This is a genomic window from Gemmiger sp., assembly GCF_036306485.1.
Lineage (GTDB): Bacteria > Bacillota > Clostridia > Oscillospirales > Ruminococcaceae > Gemmiger.
In genome coordinates this window covers 1-17,460 of record NZ_JAXJZK010000051.1, presented here as the reverse complement: position 1 = coordinate 17,460, position 17,460 = coordinate 1, and the positions used below count along the sequence as shown (strand labels likewise).

Here is a 17,460-nt window from a genome sequence, read left to right as displayed (position 1 = left end):
ACCACCAGCAACACAGCGGCCACAATGATACCGCTGAAACGAGGTTTATGCTGCAAAAAATCAACTCCCTCTCATTTTCCGCCGCATCGGGCGGACAGGATTTATTTGGAATACACTTCCGGTTTCAAAACGCCCACATAGGGGAGATTGCGGTATTTTTCGTCATAATCCAGACCGTACCCCACCACAAACTCGTCGGGCACTTCAAAGCCGAGATAATCCGGCTCAATGTCCGCCTTGCGGCGGGAAGGCTTGCTCAGAATGGTGCAGAGCCGCACACTGCGGGGATGGCGGAGTTCCAGCATCGGCACCAGATGGGACAGCGTGATGCCGGTATCCAGAATGTCCTCCACAATCAGGACATCCTTGCCGGAAAGGTCCTGATCGAGGTCCTTGACGATCTTGACCAGACCGGTGGACTGGGTGTTGGCCCCGCCATAGCTGGAGACGACCATAAAGTCGATGCTGCAGGGGATGGAAATGGCACGCATGATGTCCGCCATAAAGACGACGGAGCCTTTCAGAATGGAGACAAGCAGAAGATCGTGACCGTCATAGTCACGGCTGATCTGCGCCCCAAGCTCAGCCACCTTGGCGCGGAGCTGCTCTTCGGATACGAGAATATGGTCAATGTCCTGATTCATATCATACACGGCTTGTTCCCTCGCTTATTCTTTTTTCGTCTTGAGGACCAGAACTTTCCTGGTCTGATCGCCGGGCTCCATTCCCTGCGCAAAACCGACGCCCCAGATCCAAATTACCTGGTTATCCTCTGCCAGCAGCGGCAGCAGCGCACGTTCTGAAACCGGAACCGCGATTTCATTGAAGTATTTCTTGAGCTTCTTCCCGACATGACGGCCCGCCGGACGGAAAACATCCCCGGGCTGACGGGTTCTCAATAAAATATTCTTATCTATTTTAGCATAATCTGCACAATAGGTGTAGTCTTTTTTGAAAAATGCTGGATTTTTCAAAAAAACTTCATAATTCATGAGCTGAATCTGCAGCAAATAGCCTCCCGGCAGATGAAAACTCCCCTCCGATAACGGCTGCGGGGCGGCCGGAGCCGGCAAAGGTGCCTCTTTCTCGCACCGGACGAGGAGCGGACCCTCCACGCGCCAGAGCACATTGTCGGTGATCTGCACGGCGCCGTGCCCCTGCAGCAGGATGGTGCGGAGCAGACGGATATACTTTTCTTCGGCATCCCTCGACGGCACAACCAGCGTCCGGAGCGCCTGTGTCAGTACCGGACCATCTGCCGCTCTGAGAACCGCCAGGTCATACCCCTGGGGACAGCGCGCCGTGTCGAGCAGGGCCTGCGCCTGAGCGCAGAGCCATTCGTCGAGTTCCCGCATCTGGTCACAGAGCCGTCCCATGGCATACAGGGCCGACGAATTGACGCCGCACAGAGCCGGGACCGCCTGATGTCTGAGGCGGTTGCGGGCGAAATGATCATCCGCATTGGTTTCGTCCTGCACATATTTTTGCCCAAGGGCGCCGCAGTATGCCACCGTCTGTTCCCTTGTCAGGCACAAAAAAGGCCGGACGTAATGTCCGCGCTTTGGCGGAATGCCGGCCAGACCGTGAACTCCGGTTCCCCTTGCCAGCCGGAACAGCAGCGTTTCCGCCTGATCGGACAGGGTATGCGCCGTCGCAATCACAGCGTTCTCTTTGACTGCCAGGGCGTCGAACCAGCTGTAGCGCAGCCGGCGCGCCCAGTCTTCGCTGGGATGGTCAGGAATGACGATTCCCTCCGCCCGGGCGTCATACAGAAAAAACGGCACGTCGTTCCGACGGCAGAATTCCCGGACAAAGGCAGCATCGGCATGGGATGCCTCGCCGCGGATCCCGTGGTCCACATGTGCCGCCCGGACCGAGATGCCGAGCGTTTCCCGGCAGCGAAGCAGAAACCGGAGCAAGGCCATGGAATCGGCGCCGCCCGAGCAGGCCGCAATGACCTGTTCACCGGGTTGGAAAAGCCCCTGCTGTCTGCAATGGGCCAGCAGGGTTTTCTCAATTTCTATGAGGATGTGTTCCGCGTCAATACTGTTCATGGATTTCGTCCAGGTTGCTGAACCGCGTATGGGCGCCGTCCCAGCCGAGGCGGACCACGCTGGTCTCGCCATGGCGGTTCTTGGCGACGATGCATTCGGCCTCGTTTTCATTGGCCTGTTCCGTCTCGCCGTTCTGGGAGTTATAGTAGGCGGCGCGGTAAAGGAAGAGCACCACATCGGCATCCTGTTCGATCGAGCCGGAATCACGCAGGTCGGACAGCTGTGGCCGATGATCGGAGCGACCGGCCGTTTTTTCTGCCGCACGCGAAAGCTGCGACAGGGCAATGACCGGGACGTTCAGTTCCTTGGCCATGATTTTGAGGTTTCGGGTGATGTCGCTGATTTCCTGCACACGGCTCTCGGTGCGTTTGGCAGACTGCATCAGCTGGAGATAGTCAATGATGACCAGACCGATCTTGTCCTTCTTGGGGTCCTGATTGATCTGGCGGATTTTGGCCTTGATTTCCGGAACCGAAATACCGGACGAGTCGTCCATATAAATCGGCACATTGTAGAGCAGCGAAGTCGCATTGGCAAAGTCGTTCCAGTCGGAGGTGTTCAGGCGTCCGGTCCGGAACGCCTGACTGTCGATGCCGGCGGTACTGGACAGAATGCGGTCCGTCAGCTGTTCACAGGTCATTTCAAGGCTGAAAATGATTGTGGGAATTTTTTGCAGCCGCGCCACGTTGGTGGCAATGTTCAGCGCAAAACTGGTTTTGCCCATGCCGGGGCGGGCCGCCAGAATGATGAGGTCGGAACGTCCGAGCCCGGTCAGGATGGAATCCAGATAATTGAATCCCGTGGGGATACCGGCAAACTTGTCGCGGTCTGCGCCGGACAATTTCTGCATGGTATCGATGACTTCCAGGATGGACTCCTGGATGGTCTTAACGCCGGAGCGGTCCTGACCGTTGCGGATATCATACAGTTTCTGTTCGGCGCTTTCCAGCAGCAGATCCGCGTCGGATTCCTCCGCCGTCTGTTGCAGGATGTCCCGGGCCGCCTCAATGAGGCGCCGGGTCTGGTATTTTTCCTTGACAATCCGGATATAGGAATCGACGTTGGAGATCGCCGGGACCGTCTCGGCAATCCGGGTAATGTAAATCTTGGCTTCGTCAGCGCCCTTGAACACGCCGTTCTGTGCCAGGGAATCCACCAGCGTGATGACATCCACCGCTTCGCTCTCGCTGAAAAGACGGCGCATCTCCTCGTACACGGCCCGGTTCTGTTCCGAATAGAACATATCCGGTTCCAGCTCGGTAATCAGCCGGTTGAGGATGGTCTCATCCATCAGTGCGGCGCCTAGGACACTCTGCTCTGCCTGCATATTGTACGGCAGCTGGATGCCCAGACTGGAAAGACTCAATTCATTGTTTGCCATTCGGGCACCTCCCTGCCGCCGGAATTCCGGCAGATTCTGCTGTAAGGCAAAGTCACTTTACAGCGGCTGTTCCTCCACTTTGATCTTGAACGAAGCCGTCACGCCGGGATGCAGACGGATCTGTGCTTCATAGCTGCCGAACTCCTTGATGGTGGAGGGCATCTCGACCTTTTTCTTGTCAATCTCGGTGCCCGTCAGCTTGGTCAGCTGATCGGCAACATCCTTGCCGGTCACCTTGCCATGCAGCTTGCCGGAAGCTCCGCCCTTGACCTTGACGGTGATGATCTGGCCGTTGATCTTTTCGGCCAGCGCTTCTGCGGCAGCCTTGGCTTCCGCCTCATGGTGGGCCTTGGCTTCACTCTTGGTACGGGCGGTATTCAGTGCGTTCGCGTCCGCCACAGCCGCCAGGCCGCGGGGCAGCAGATAGTTGCGTGCATACCCGTCCGAAACTTCATGGATTTCATCTTTTTTGCCGATGCTTTTGACATCCTGTTTGAGAATCACCTTCATGGTAAAGTCCCCTCCCTGTTATTCAAGTTCGTGGACGGCGCCTGCCTGAACGGCCTGTGCCTCACGATACTGATCGATTTCTTCGCGGATTCTCTGTTCGGCCTCTTCCGGCGTACAGTCCTTGAGCTGAGCACCGGCCATTGTCAGATGACCGCCGCCGCCAAGGGGTTCCAGAATGACCTGAACGTTCAGTGCGCCCATACTGCGGGCGGAAATATTGACGCCGCCGTTTTTGGCAACCGCCACAAAGCTGGCATCCACACCGTTGATGGTCAGCAGGTCGTTGGCTGCCATCGGAAGAACCACACTCATTTCAGGTGCGAGTTCGTCCGAAATGGCAATGGCGCAGCCCTTGTAGATGTAGGCGCTCTCCACAATGGCGGCGCGGGCCTCATATTCTTCCTTGGAAATATTGAACAGCTGTTTGGTTTCAGCCGTCTCCGCGCCGCGGCTGCGCAGCCACGCAGCGGCTTCAAAGGTACGGACACCCACATGCAGCGCAAAACTGCGGGTATCCAGCATAATGCCGGCCAGAAGCGCCTGCGCTTCGAGCGGCGTGATGTTGTCCTGCGCAGGCATGAACTGCAGCAGCTCGCAGACGAGCTCACTGGCGCTGGACGCATACGGTTCATGGTACAGCAGGATCGGGTTATCAATATGCCCGACCGCCATGCGGTGATGGTCAATCACCACGACACGGCTGCATTTTTCATAGATCTTCGTGTCCTCGAGAAGACGTTTCTGATAAGTATCCGTCACGATGAGCAGCGTATCCGGCGTAATCAGCTTATAAGTCTCTTCCGGCTCAATGAAGTTGTGTTCTTCGCCGGCATCGATAAAAGTATCAATGAGCTGACCCGCCAGTGTGGCATTGCTGCGCACCGCGATGACAGAGGGTACATCGCACATCTTGCACATCCGCAGGATGCCGATTGCAGAACCGATGGCATCCAGATCGCTCTGACGGTGTCCCATGATGATGACACTGTCGCTCTGGCGGATCTGGTCCGCAAGGGCGTTGGCGATGATCCGGCTGCGCACATGGCTGCGTTTTTCGACGCCGTGCGAGATGCCGCCGAAGAATTCAAATCCGTCCGCCGTTTTGACAGCGGCCTGATCGCCGCCGCGGCCCAGCGCAATGTCAATGCTTTCACGGGCCATTTCATGACATTCCTGCAAGGTTTCGCCGCCATGGCCGACACCGATCGAAAGGGTGACGCCATTGCCGGGATGAAGGGCCCGGACGCTGTCCAGAATATCGAACCGTTCCTCGATCATCCAGCGCACGTCGCGCTCCTCCACAACCGCGATATACCGGCTGTTGGATACCCGGCGCAGGAATCCGGTGGTCCTGCCGATATACTCTTCCAGCAGGCTGTTGATGGCTTCCAGTTCGTGCGCCTGTTCGGAATCCTTCATATCATTGAACAGTTCATCATAGCTGTCAATCACCAGGATCAGGCAGGCCGGCCGGCTGGCATTGTATTCGTCCAGGGTATTTTTGTAGAAGGTATCGTTGACCAGGCAGACCAGTGTGCCGCCCTTCGGGGACCCCGCCGCGCTGGCGTACGCGGTGTAGCGCTTGTCCCCCACGGTTAGATCCTGTCCATGGGCGCGGGCACAGACGGCAAGATCCAGTCCGGGGAGCAGATGCTCCGCCGGGGACAGGACCGCATCGGCACCTTTGAGAATCTCATCCCGGAACGGATCATTGTACCATACAATGCAGTTGTCCGACAGCAGCGCAGCCGGCAGCGGCAGCTTGGCGATGGTGTACTGGATCTTGCTGTCCTCCAGATTGACGCCGTGCAGATGTTCCGCCACAAAGCGGCGCACGGCGCGGATGTTGAGCAGCAGCAGAATCAGCACAAAGACCATCAGCACCGCAGGGGCAATCAGCCATTGCGGCGCCACGAAGGCCAGCGGCACGGCAAGCGCGATGCAGGCCACAAAAAGCACAAAGATGATGATGAGGGAATCGCGCTGAATTTTATGTTTCATGAGTTTTCCTTATCCGTCTGCCCGTCCGGATCGGACGGGTAAAAAGCGGTCAGACTTCCAGCAGAATGGGCAGAATCATCGGGCTGCGCTTGGTCTTGCGGTAAATATAACTGGAAAGCGCCTCCCGGACGCGCGCTTTGACGCTGGCCCAGTCGTGGACATTGTCGGCCAGACTGCGGTCCAGCGCCATCTCGACCTGGACGCGGGCGTTGTCCATCAATTCCTCACTCTCCCGGACATAGACAAATCCGCGGGAGACCAGATCGGGGCCGGACAGAACCTGTCCGGTTTTGCCGTCCACCGCAGCGGTGACGATGATGATGCCGTCCTCCGACAGATGATGCCGGTCACGCAGGACAACATTGCCGACGTCGCCCACGCCGTAACCGTCCACCATGACGGCGCCCGCCGGGACCGTGCTTTCCAGCGTCAGGCTGTCACGGGAGAGGCAGAGATTCTGGCCGTTTTCGGCAATATAGATATTCTGCTTGGGAATATAGCCCAGATGTTCCGCCGTCTCGGCATGGCGCTTGAGCTGTTTGAACTCGCCGTGCACCGGCAGGAAGTACTGCGGATGCGCCAGGGTCAGCATCAGCTTCTGCTCTTCCTGGCAGGCATGGCCGGAAACGTGGGTGTCATACATATTTTCATAGATGACTTCCGCGCCCAGTGCCAGCAGACCGTTGACCACCTTGGTGACGGTCTTTTCATTGCCGGGAATCGGGCGGGCCGAGATGATGATGAAATCATTCGGGCCTACCTTGACATTCCGGTGACTGGCCTGTGCCATCCGGGACAGGGCGGAAAGCGGCTCGCCCTGGCTTCCCGTCGTGATCAGGACAATCTTTTCGGGCGGATATTTGTTGACGGACTCAATATCAATGAGCACATTGTCGGGCGCATGCAGGTACCCGAGTTCACGGGCCATCTCGGTATTGGAGACCATACTCCGGCCGTTCACAGCCACCTTGCGGCCGGATTCGATCGCAAGGTCAATGATCTGCTGAATCCGGTAGATATTGGAGGCAAAGGTCGCCACAATGATCCGCTTGTTCTTGGCACGGGCAAACAGGCTGCGGACCCCTTCCGCCACGGTCTGTTCTGTTGCTGTGAAGCCATGGCGTTCAGCGTTGGTGGAGTCGGCCAGCAGGGCCAGGACACCGCGGCGGCCGTACTCGGCAATCGTCGGCAGATCGGTGACCGCATCGCCGGAAAGCGGCGTATAGTCGATCTTGAAGTCGCCGGTATGAATCACGATACCGGCCGGGCACTCGATGGCAAAGGCCAGTGCATCGGGAATGGAGTGGTTGACATGGATCGGTTCCACCGTGAAGCAGCCTAGTTTGACTTTCTGGCGCGGGCGGATCTCGTGGAAGATCGCACTGGAAGCCAGGCCATGTTCCTCGAGTTTGTTCTTGATAAGACCGATGGTCAGTTTTGCCGTGTAGATCGGCACATTGAACTTTTTCAGCAGATACGGCAGAGCGCCGATATGATCTTCATGTCCGTGGGTGATGAAAAGACCCTTGATGCGGTCCTTGTTTTCCATCACATAGGTGAAATCGGGAATCACCAGATCCACGCCGAACATCTCGGAATCCGGGAAGACCAGACCGCAGTCCACGAGGATCATATCCCCCTGGCACTCATACAGGGTGATGTTCTTGCCCACCTCTCCGAGGCCGCCCAGCGGGCAGATGTGCATCGGAATGGCCGGCACGCTTGCGTCAAAGGCGTTGGGCGCAGCGGGCTGACGCCGGCGGGGCGCACGGGTACGCGGTGCCCGGGACGGCTGCGCGGCGTTTTCTCCGGCCGATGAGGAAGCACGGCGGTTCTGCGTGCCGCGTTTGCCGTTCTGGCGGCGCGGGGCCGCTTTTTCGGTTGCCGCGGCCGAAGATTCCGCGGCGGCAGCGCCGGCTTTGGCGTTGCGGGGCGCACGGGACGCATCATTTTTGGCACGGGATGTGCGGCGTCCGGAACTGCTGCGTCCGGACGAGCGGGGACGTTTTTCGTTGATATGTTCTTCCATTGAATACCTCCGTAAAAGACTGGACCGGGGATGATACCACATCCCGATCCGCTGTTGTTTCGTTCATGTAAAACAGGCTGCCGTGTTATAAACACCGATGCCGGGCGCGAAGAGTTCAGCCGAAAAGCTGCAACCGGGCCCTGATAAATCCATTTCCATGCAGTTGGTATTATTATAAAGCGCATTGCCATCCTTGTCAAATCCCCGCACGTTTTTTGCACTGGTATGCCAGTTGCGGATGAGGCCAAAATCGCGTATAATAAGGGCATTGCATCACAAGTATTGACAAGACAGCACGAGGACAACAATGAAACATATTGAAATCTACACCGACGGCGCCTGCAGCGGCAATCCCGGCCCGGGCGGCTGGGGGGCCATTCTGCGCTTCCGGACCAGTGACAAGGTTTATGAAAAGGAGATCTCGGGCGGCGCGGCCGAAACTACCAACAACCGCATGGAGCTGACCGGGCTTCTGGAAGCGCTGCGTCAGCTGAAAGAGCCCTGCGACATTGATCTGTTCAGCGACAGCCAGTACGTCATCAACGGACTGGAAAAAGGCTGGGCCAAGGGCTGGCGCAAGCGCGGCTGGCGCAAGGCTGACAAGTCCCCTGCCCTGAACCCCGATCTCTGGGGGGCCCTGCTGGACGAGAGCGACAAACATGTGATTCATTTCCACTGGCTCAAAGGGCATGCCGGGCATCCCGAGAACGAACGCTGCGACCGGATGGCCGTGGAACAGAGTAAAAAATACGGAGGCCGTCAGGCCTGACGAAGGAGACGAAGATGGACGGTTCTTTAGGATTCAACACGTTTGAAAAGCAGGACAAGATTCTGGTGGGGATGAGCGGCGGCGTGGATTCCAGCGTGACAGTCCGCATTCTGCAGGAACAGGGATTTGCGGTACAGGGTGCGGTGATCCGCTTTTCCGAAGCGCACGATGCCGCCGTCCAACAGGCGAAGGCGGCTGCAGATTCGCTGGGCATCGTACTGCACACGATCGACGCTTCCGAGCTGTTCACTTCCGAAGTGATCCGCCCGTTCTGCGCCAGCTACTGCAGCGGCCGGACCCCCAATCCCTGCATTCTCTGCAATCCCCTGGTCAAGTTCCGGCTTCTGGCCGAAAAGGCGGACGAGCTGGACTGCCGTTTTATCGCAACCGGCCACTATGCACGGATCGAACAGTGCCCCGACGGGGTGTACCGCCTGTGCTGCCCCGAAAGTGCCGCACGCGACCAGACCTATATGCTGTATCGCCTGCCGCAGAAGATTCTGCAGCGCCTGGTTCTGCCTCTCGGCGAGTTCGAGAAGGATGACGTGCGGGAGATCGCCCGTGACATCGGCCTTTCCTGTGCCGAGGCGCCGGACTCGATGGAGATCTGCTTTATCCCGGACGGCGACTATTCTGCCTACATTCACAAGCAAGGATTCCAGCCCGCGCAAGGCCGTTTTATCGGCCCCAACGGGGAGGACTTCGGCCCGCACGCCGGTGTGGACCATTACACGATCGGCCAGCGCAAAGGGCTTGGCATTGCGGCAGGGCGTCCCCTCTTTGTCAAGGAGATTCTTCCCAACGGGGATGTGCGGCTGGCCGAAAGCGGCGGAGAGTACAGTTCCCGCATGACGCTGTCCGGCATTGTCACCCCGGACGGCAGGCCGTTGCCTGACGGTGAGTACCGCGTCAAGGTGCGCAGTGCCGCCCAGGCTGTCCGGTGCCGGTTTGTCGGCGGCGCGGCAGACAGCGGCCGCGGCGTCGTCACCTTCCCCGACCCGGTCCGTGCACCGGCTCCCGGGCAGAGCGCCGTATTTTATCGCGGCGGTTTCGTGTTCGGCGGCGGATTTATCGAAACAACCGAATGACTTTTTCCGGTCATCCGTAAAGGAACAGCCCCCTTCCGGCCTCAGCGGCGGAAGGGGGCTGTCGTTTGTTTTATTTGGATTTTTTCTGTTCCCGACGGGCACGCCGTTCCTCTTCTTTTGCAAGACGGCGGCGTTTATGTTGTTCGGTTTCCTTGCGGGGCCAGGGGTTCCAGGTGCCCTCCTGCTGGTGCATCCAGTGGGCCAGCGGATACAGCAACACCGCCAGACCGCCCAGAAGAATCAGGAAAAACAGCCATTCGGCAAGATCTACGGCCATATCCAGTGCCGCCAGCGCCGCAAACAGGAACCCGGCATACATCACGAACTGGCCGTTCATCCGCACATAGCGGTTCCAGTTTTCCTCCTTGATGGCATCCCGCCCCTGATCTCCCCAGATATGCGGATTTTTCGTGACGGAATATCCATAATAGGCCAGCACAAGTCCGACCACAAGCATGAACTGGAACATCGTGATTTACCTCGTTTTTCTTATGTGCGTCTCAGAATCCCATCTTTTTATAGAAGGGGCTGAAATCCAGCGTGGCAAAGTAATCGGCGGGCGTTTCGGCGCGGCGGATCAGCTGATGAGAGCCATCCTCGCAGAGCAGCACCTCGGCGCTGCGCAGTTTGCCGTTGTAGTTGTACCCCATCGAGAAGCCGTGTGCGCCGGTATCGTGGATGACCAGCAGGTCGCCCTTGTCGATTTCAGGCAGCATCCGGTCAATCGCAAACTTATCGTTATTCTCGCAAAGGCCGCCCACGACGTCATACTTGTGGTCGCAGGGAGCGTTTTCCTTGCCCAGCACCGTAATGTGATGGTATGCGCCGTACATGGCGGGGCGCATCAGGTTGGCCGCGCAGGCATCCACGCCGATGTATTCCTTATAGATATGCTTTTCATGAATGGCGGTGGTCACAAGGCAGCCGTAAGGCGCCAGCATGAAGCGGCCCATCTCAGTGAAGATGGCCACATCGCCCATGCCCGCCGGCACCAGGATCTCCTCGAACTTTTTGCGGACGCCCTCGCCGATGGCCATAATGTCATTGGCGCGCTGTTCCGGCCGATAGGCAACGCCGACGCCGCCCGACAGGTTGATGAACCGGATCTTGGCGCCGGTGCGCTGATGCAGGCGTACCGCCAGGCTGAACAGGATTCCGGCCAGTTCGGGATAGTAGTCATCCGTCACGGTGTTGCTGGCCAGGAACGCATGAATTCCGAAATACTTGGCGCCCTTGTGCATCAGACGGGTATAGGCTTCGGCCATCTGGTCTTCCGTCATGCCGTATTTGGAATCGCCGGGATTGTCCATGATGCCGTTGCCCAGATCGAACGTTCCGCCCGGATTGTAGCGGCAGCAGATCGTTTCGGGGATGCCGGCCACGCGCTCGAGAAAATCGACATGCGTCAAATCATCCAGATTGATATAGGCATTGAGTTCATAGGCTTTCTGCATATCCTGGACAGGCGTCTCGTTGGAGGAGAACATGATCTCACTTCCCGAGAAGCCGCAGGCCTCGCTGAGCAGCAGCTCGGTATAGCTCGAGCAGTCCACGCCGCAGCCTTCCTCACGAAGGATGCGCAGCAGATACGGGTTGGGCGTTGCCTTGACCGCAAAATATTCCTTGAATCCCGTATTCCATGCAAACGCCTTGTTCACCAGGCGCGCATTTTCACGGATTCCCTTTTCGTCATACAGATGAAACGGCGTAGGTACGTCCGCAACGATTTCCTGCGCCTGAGCCAGTGTGATAAATGGCTTCTTCTCCGGCATAATACACTTTCCTCCCGCTGTTATAAACATACATGTATTATATTGCTTTTATACAGTATCGGCAAGTCCTTTTTGCGAAAAATGCCAAAAAAGGGAGCCCCCGGAAGGGACTCCCGCAATTTCCGTATGGCAGATTCAGGATCAGCGCATGGCAAGACGACCGGCGTGCAGACGGTTTTCCAGATGAACCAGCGTCCACCGGTACGCCGGATACAGGAACACGCAGGCAGCTACCCAGGCGGCAGGGTTGGAAAGCTCCGCGCCGAAAAAGCCGAGCACCGGAACCAGCACAATGGCAACACCGGTCCGTGCCGCCATCTCGGCTACACCGGCCATCATGGCCAGCGTGGAGTATCCGAGACCCTGGATGGTGTAGCGCCACACGATCAGCGCCCCGAGAGGAATGAAGAACAGGCTGTTCCAGAACATATAGCTGCAGGCCATTTCCACGATCTGCACCTCGACGTCGGTATCAATGAACATGCCCACGATGGCGACATCAAAGAAATGCAGGAAGAGAAGGGAACCCAGCGAATAGACAACCACCATCAGATGCGCGCTGAGCACGCCGCTGCGCACACGGTCCAGGCGGGCGGCGCCCAGGTTCTGCCCCGCATAGGTGGCCATGGCGGTGCCGATGCTCTCCAGCGGGCAGGTCAGCAGGTTCTGCGTCTTGCCGGCCGCCGTGACGGCCGCCACAGCGCCGCTGCCCAGCAGGTTCACCGCCCCCTGCATCACGACGCTGCCCACCGCCGTGATGGTGCACTGCAGTCCCATCGGCAGGCCGATGGAGGAAAGCCGGCGGCAGGCACTGGTATCGAAGCGGCGTTCCTCCGCAGAGACATGCAGGATCGGGAATTTCTTTTTCAGATACAGAAAGCTCAGAACTCCGGAGATCGCCTGCGAAACATCGGTGGCCACCGCCGCACCGGTCACCCCCATATGGAAGGCCAGAATCAGCAGAAGGTCCAGTGCAATATTCAGCACGCTGGTCAGGAGCAGGAAATACAGCGGCGTTTTGCTGTCGCCGAGGGCACGCATGATGGACGCGACCATATTGTACAGAAAGACAAAGGGGATGCCGGCAAAAATCCAGCCGATATACAGGGCGGCATCGTCAATGATATCCGCCGGGGTCTGCATCAGCTGCATGATGGGTCGGGTCAGCAGCACCGTTGCGACGGTCAGCAGCAGTCCCCAGCCGACGCACAGCCAGGCAGCGTTGGCCACATGACGGCGCATATCCGAGTCGTCATGTGCGCCGAACAGCTGGGCAATCGGAATGGCGAAACCGTTGCACATCCCGATCACAAACCCGAGAATCAGATAATTCACAGATCCGGTGGAACCGACGGCCGCCAGCGCATCGACGCCCACAAAGCGCCCCACAATGATCGTGTCGGCCAGGCTGTAAAACTGCTGGAAAAGGTTGCCGAGCATCAGCGGCAGGGTAAAGAATAAAATCACCTTGAGCGGATTGCCGCTTGTCAAATCCTTTGTCATACCAGAAACGACCCTCTCCGTTTGTTGATTTTCTGCTGCAAAAAAGCGGCCGCACAGCGGCGGCCACCTTTTGGAATCGCACGAAAGTGCGGTGATAATTATACTATACTGAAGCAAAAAATCAAGATTCCGGCATAAAAAAATTTAAGGGAACAGGCCGGGCACCCATCTGTCCGTTTTACGCGCCGGGCAGTGCTGTCCCGGCCTACCGGGCAATGCCCATCTGCGTGCGGTAGAGTGCGGCATATTTCCCGTCCAGGGCCATCAGTTCCTCATGGGAACCAAGCTCGGCAATCTGCCCGTTTTCCAGCAGCGCAATCTGGTCCGAGTCGCGGATGGTGGACAGCCGGTGCGCAATCAGGATGGAGGTCCGGCCCGCCGTGATTGCCATCATGGCACGGCGGATTTTCTGTTCGGTCACGGTATCCACCGAGCTGGTGGCCTCGTCCAGAATCAGGATAGGCGCATCGGCCAGCACGGCACGGGCGATGGTCAGAAGCTGACGTTCTCCCTGGCTGAGCTCGGCGCCGCTCTGGGTCAGGACGGTATCATATCCCTGCGCAAGGCGGCGGATGAAGGGGTCTGCCCCCGCCGTCTGCGCCGCCGAAACCATCTTGTCGCGGTTGGCTCCGGCATGTCCGTAACAGATATTTTCGGCCACGGACTGGGCAAACAGGGCGGTATCCTGCAGCACCACGCCGAAGGTCCGGCGCAGATCCTCCATCCGGTATTCCCGCAGGTCATGGCCATCCAGCAGGATGCTGCCGTCATTCACATCATAGAACCGGGTCAGCAGATTGATCAGCGTTGTTTTGCCTGCGCCGGTCTGACCGACAATCGCCATCTTGGTTCCGGCGGGGATTGTGAGCGAGACATCTTTCAATACCGCAACCGCGGGATCATATCCGAAGGTGACATGGCGGAACTCAATCTCCCCTCTGGGATGGGACAAGGGGAGCGCTCCGGGGACATCCGCGGGTTCGGGCGGCTCATCCAAAATATCGAAGATCCGTTCCGCGCCGGCAACGGCGGTCTGGAAATTGTTGTAGATGTTGGCGATCTCCACAAAGGGGCGGGAGAACTGCCGGCTGTACAGCAGGAAGCTGGAAATCATCCCGATGGAAATGGCGCCGCGCACCGCCAGCAGTCCGCTGACCACCGAGATGGCCACATAGCTGAGATTGTTGATGACATTGGTGATGGGCATCAGATAGCCGGACCAGATCAGTGCCCGGGTGGATACGCGGCAAAGCTCGGCATTCTTTTCTTCAAACTGGTCTATAACGTCCGCTTCCCGGCAGAAGGCCTTGACGATTCCCGCGCCGGAGACCGTCTCCTCCACCTGGCCGTTGAGTTCTCCGAGAATACGCTGCTGCTGGACATAGAGTTTGCGGGTGTGCAGCGTGATGAACCGCGTAAGGGCAAAGATCAGCCCGACCCCGACCAGGGAAACCGCCGTCAGAAGCCCACTCATTGAGAGCATCACGCCGAAAATGCCGAGGATGGTAAAGCAATAGGTCAGCAGCTGGGTCAGAGAATTGGAGATGGTCGTGCTGATATTGTCCACATCATTGGTCAGACGGCTCATGAGCTCGCCGTGCTGCCGCCTGTCAAAGAAGGCCAGCGGCAAAGTCTTCATCACACCGAAAAGCGAAGTCCGGATATGATGAATCATCCTCTGGCCGATAAAGGCCATCAGGAACTGCTGCAGGAACCGGACCAGCCAGTCCCCGAGGTAAAGGACGAGCAGCAGAAGCAAAATCGTCCCGGCGGGATTTCCTGCATCCACCGCCGTCACTGCCTGACCGATCACCAGCGGGGAGAGAATGGACGCCGCCGAGGAGAGCGCCGACAGAACCAGCACCCAGCCCAGTCCCCTGCGGCTGCCCCGGGTCAACGTCCAGAGGCGGCGGAGCGTTCCCTTGAAATCCCGGGGCTTTTCCACAGGGCGGCCCCGGGAAAGCCCTCCCCTGCCGCTGCCGGGTCCTCCGGTCAGTCTGGCCGGAGGCGGAGAATAGGATTCAGCCATGGCGCACACCTCCGATCTGCGAAGCGTAGATGGCCTGATAGGTCTGGCAGTCCTTCATCAGTTCCTCATGGGCTCCGAATCCGCAGGCAACACCGTCTTCCAAGCAAAGAATCCGGTCTGCCCGCCGGACCGTGGCAATGCGCTGGCTGATCAGCAGCACGGTAACTCCCTGCATCTGACGCAGTCCCTGCAAAACGCGGGCTTCGGTTTCGGCATCCAGAGCACTGGTGCAGTCGTCAAGAATCAGAATCCGCGGGCTGCGGACCAGCGCACGCGCCAATGCCAGCCGCTGTTTCTGACCGCCGGAGAGGTTGATGCCGCCCTGGCCCAGCTGGGTCTGGTATCCCTGCGGCATCCGGCTGACAAATTCATCGGCGCAGGCGATCCGGGCTGCACGGAGGATCTCCTGTTCAGAGGCGTCCTGCCGGCCCCAGCGAAGATTTTCCAGAATTGTGCCGGAAAACAGGAGTGCCTTTTGTGGAACAATGGCAACGGATTGCCGGAGCTGCACCGCGTCGGCCTGTGTCACGTCCACGCCGTTCACCCTGACTGTCCCGGAAACGGCATCATAAAAGCGAGGAATCAGGTTGACCAGCGTGCTCTTTCCGGAGCCGGTCGGTCCGATGATGCCGATGGTCTGCCCCGCCGCGGCGTGGAACGAGAGATGCCGCAAGGATTCCCGGCTCGCCCCGGCGTAAGTAAAGCTGACATCGCAGAACTCGACGTCTGCCCCATCACCGAGTGGCTGCGGTGCGGCGGCCACCTTTTGGGCGGGTGTTTCCTGCAGGACTTCCCCGATGCGCTCCGCGGACGCCGCCGCCCGGGCCGCAGTGTTGAGGATGTTGGACACCATCCCGAGCGAAAAAAGAATCTGGGTCATATAATTGACGGATGCCATCAGGTGTCCGATCTCGCTGTTGCCGCTGCCGGAAAGCCAGAGCAGCAGCACAATGCCCAAGTTGACGGTCAGGTTGATCAGCGGCGAAAAGACAGCCATGACCTGCATGGCGGAGGTCGTTGCCTGCGCCAGTTCGCGGGAGGCCTGGCCGAAGCGCTGTTCCTCCTGCGTTTCGGCGCGGAAGGCCTTGACCACCCGCACCGAGGAAAGGAATTCCCGGCTGACCTTGTTGAGCCGGTCCAGCTTTTGCTGCATTGCGCCGAAGCGCGGATAGCCGAGCCGGACGTTTCCGGTGATCCAGATCCCGACCACCACCAGAATCACAACCAGGACAGGAATCTGCCAGGGGGTCTGGATCGCCAGCAGCACAATGGCCCCGATGCAGGTGATGGGCGCCTTGGCCATGATCCGCATACAGCCGTTGACAAATTCCTGAATCTGGGTGACGTCGTTGGTGATCCGGGTGATGATGGATGCCGGCTGGAAACGATCAATGTTCTCGAGCGAAAGGCTCTGTACCTTGCGGTAGAGATCCGAGCGGATTTCCCGCCCGATGGTCTGGGATGTCCGGCTCGCGTAGATATTGCGCATGACGGCGCCCAGCGCGCCCAGTGCCGCAATGCCGACCATGATGATTCCGCTGGTGAGAATCCGGCGGACATCCGCATTCTTGACGCCCTCGTCCACGATGCGCTCCATCATGGCGGGCTGCATGAGGTCCGCCAGTGCTTCGAGCGTCAGAAAAAAGATTGCCGTGAAGAACAATCCGAGATGGCGCCGGATATAATGAAGGATCAGGTTCAATCCGACGCATCCCCTTTCCCGGTCTGACGTGCGCGGCCTGCTTCGGACACTTTGCTGAGCAGTACCGCCAGCGTTTCTTTCTCCTCCTGGCTGAGTCCCTCAAACGCTTCGGCGCGGCGGAGCCATTCTGCATGAGCTTCCGCTGCCGCGGCTTTGCCCTCCGGCGTCAGCGCAACAACCAGACTGCGCTGGTCTTTCTGATTCTTTTGCCGGGTCAGAAATCCCGCGCGTTCCATGCTTTCAAGCTGTTCACTCAAGGTGGCGGAACGGCGGTCCGTCAGTTCCACCAGCTCTTTCTGGGTCATCGCGCCATGTTCCCGCAGCAGATTGAGCAGCCTGCCCTGACCCCGATATTTCCCGCCAGCGCGCAGTGTATGGGCACAGCCGTACAGCATACGCAGCAGTTCCAGATTGGATGTCATCGGTACGCCTCCCTTGATTTTGTTAGGGCCCTTACAAATTGATCATACGCCGTCAGGCTGCGGAATGCAAGATCTTTTTTGCAAAAGAAAAAGCACCGATACATCTGTATCGGTGCTTTTCTGGCAGGGGTAGAAGGATTCGAACCCTCGGCACGCGGTTTTGGAGACCGCTGCTCTACCAACTGAGCTATGCCCCTATG

14 protein-coding genes and 1 tRNA gene are annotated in these 17,460 nt (G+C 58.5%); 2 read left to right on the top strand and 13 right to left on the bottom strand.

Annotated elements, in window-relative coordinates:
* Positions 1-101: 101 nt before the first annotated feature.
* The 6 genes from hpt to U0L91_RS10640 are packed head-to-tail and all read right to left on the bottom strand — an operon-like array spanning position 102 to position 7,975.
* Positions 102-644, bottom strand: a complete 543-nt coding sequence (gene hpt, locus U0L91_RS10665) for a hypoxanthine phosphoribosyltransferase (protein WP_330047106.1) — start codon at positions 642-644, stop codon at positions 102-104.
* Between the two features lie 24 nt (positions 645-668).
* Positions 669-2,054, bottom strand: a complete 1,386-nt coding sequence (gene tilS, locus U0L91_RS10660) for a tRNA lysidine(34) synthetase TilS (RefSeq protein ID WP_330046815.1) — start codon at positions 2,052-2,054, stop codon at positions 669-671.
* Positions 2,041-3,435, bottom strand: a complete 1,395-nt coding sequence (gene dnaB / locus U0L91_RS10655) for a replicative DNA helicase (protein WP_330046814.1) — start codon at positions 3,433-3,435, stop codon at positions 2,041-2,043. Before dnaB ends, tilS begins: the two co-directional genes overlap by 14 nt.
* A gap of 57 nt (positions 3,436-3,492) precedes the next feature.
* Entirely contained in the window at positions 3,493-3,945 is a 453-nt protein-coding gene (rplI, locus tag U0L91_RS10650) for a 50S ribosomal protein L9 (protein WP_330046813.1), read from the bottom strand.
* 18 nt (positions 3,946-3,963) lie between these two features.
* Positions 3,964-5,946: a DHH family phosphoesterase gene (locus tag U0L91_RS10645; protein WP_330046812.1), complete on the bottom strand. Its 1,983-nt coding sequence runs from the start codon at positions 5,944-5,946 to the stop codon at positions 3,964-3,966.
* A gap of 49 nt (positions 5,947-5,995) precedes the next feature.
* Entirely contained in the window at positions 5,996-7,975 is a 1,980-nt protein-coding gene (locus tag U0L91_RS10640; protein WP_330046811.1) for a ribonuclease J, read from the bottom strand.
* A 307-nt stretch (positions 7,976-8,282) separates the two neighbouring features.
* On the opposite strand from U0L91_RS10640, the gene rnhA reads away from it, so the two are divergent.
* Positions 8,283-8,744, top strand: coding sequence for a ribonuclease HI (gene rnhA, locus U0L91_RS10635; protein ID WP_330046810.1), 462 nt, complete (start codon positions 8,283-8,285; stop codon positions 8,742-8,744).
* 14 nt (positions 8,745-8,758) lie between these two features.
* Complete coding sequence (gene mnmA, locus U0L91_RS10630; RefSeq protein WP_330046809.1) at positions 8,759-9,832, top strand: tRNA 2-thiouridine(34) synthase MnmA; 1,074 nt, start codon at positions 8,759-8,761, stop codon at positions 9,830-9,832.
* A 70-nt stretch (positions 9,833-9,902) separates the two neighbouring features.
* On the opposite strand, the gene U0L91_RS10625 is transcribed toward mnmA, so the two are convergent.
* The 7 genes from U0L91_RS10625 to U0L91_RS10595 all read right to left on the bottom strand — a co-directional run bounded on the left by U0L91_RS10625 (position 9,903) and on the right by U0L91_RS10595 (position 17,457).
* Complete coding sequence (locus U0L91_RS10625) at positions 9,903-10,301, bottom strand: hypothetical protein (protein ID WP_330046808.1); 399 nt, start codon at positions 10,299-10,301, stop codon at positions 9,903-9,905.
* Positions 10,302-10,332: 31 nt separating this feature from the next.
* Positions 10,333-11,604, bottom strand: a complete 1,272-nt coding sequence (locus U0L91_RS10620) for a diaminopimelate decarboxylase (protein WP_330046807.1) — start codon at positions 11,602-11,604, stop codon at positions 10,333-10,335.
* Positions 11,605-11,745: 141 nt separating this feature from the next.
* Positions 11,746-13,107, bottom strand: a complete 1,362-nt coding sequence (locus U0L91_RS10615; RefSeq protein ID WP_330046806.1) for an MATE family efflux transporter — start codon at positions 13,105-13,107, stop codon at positions 11,746-11,748.
* Positions 13,108-13,312: 205 nt separating this feature from the next.
* Positions 13,313-15,136, bottom strand: a complete 1,824-nt coding sequence (locus tag U0L91_RS10610; RefSeq protein ID WP_330046805.1) for an ABC transporter ATP-binding protein — start codon at positions 15,134-15,136, stop codon at positions 13,313-13,315.
* On the bottom strand, positions 15,129-16,838 hold the full coding sequence (locus U0L91_RS10605; protein ID WP_330046804.1) for an ABC transporter ATP-binding protein: 1,710 nt from the start codon (positions 16,836-16,838) through the stop codon (positions 15,129-15,131). Before U0L91_RS10605 ends, U0L91_RS10610 begins: the two co-directional genes overlap by 8 nt.
* Positions 16,835-17,260 (bottom strand): MarR family winged helix-turn-helix transcriptional regulator, encoded by a 426-nt coding sequence (locus U0L91_RS10600; protein WP_330046802.1) that lies wholly within the window; start codon positions 17,258-17,260, stop codon positions 16,835-16,837. Before U0L91_RS10600 ends, U0L91_RS10605 begins: the two co-directional genes overlap by 4 nt.
* A 121-nt stretch (positions 17,261-17,381) precedes the next feature.
* Positions 17,382-17,457, bottom strand: a tRNA-Trp gene (locus U0L91_RS10595).
* Positions 17,458-17,460: the final 3 nt, after the last annotated feature.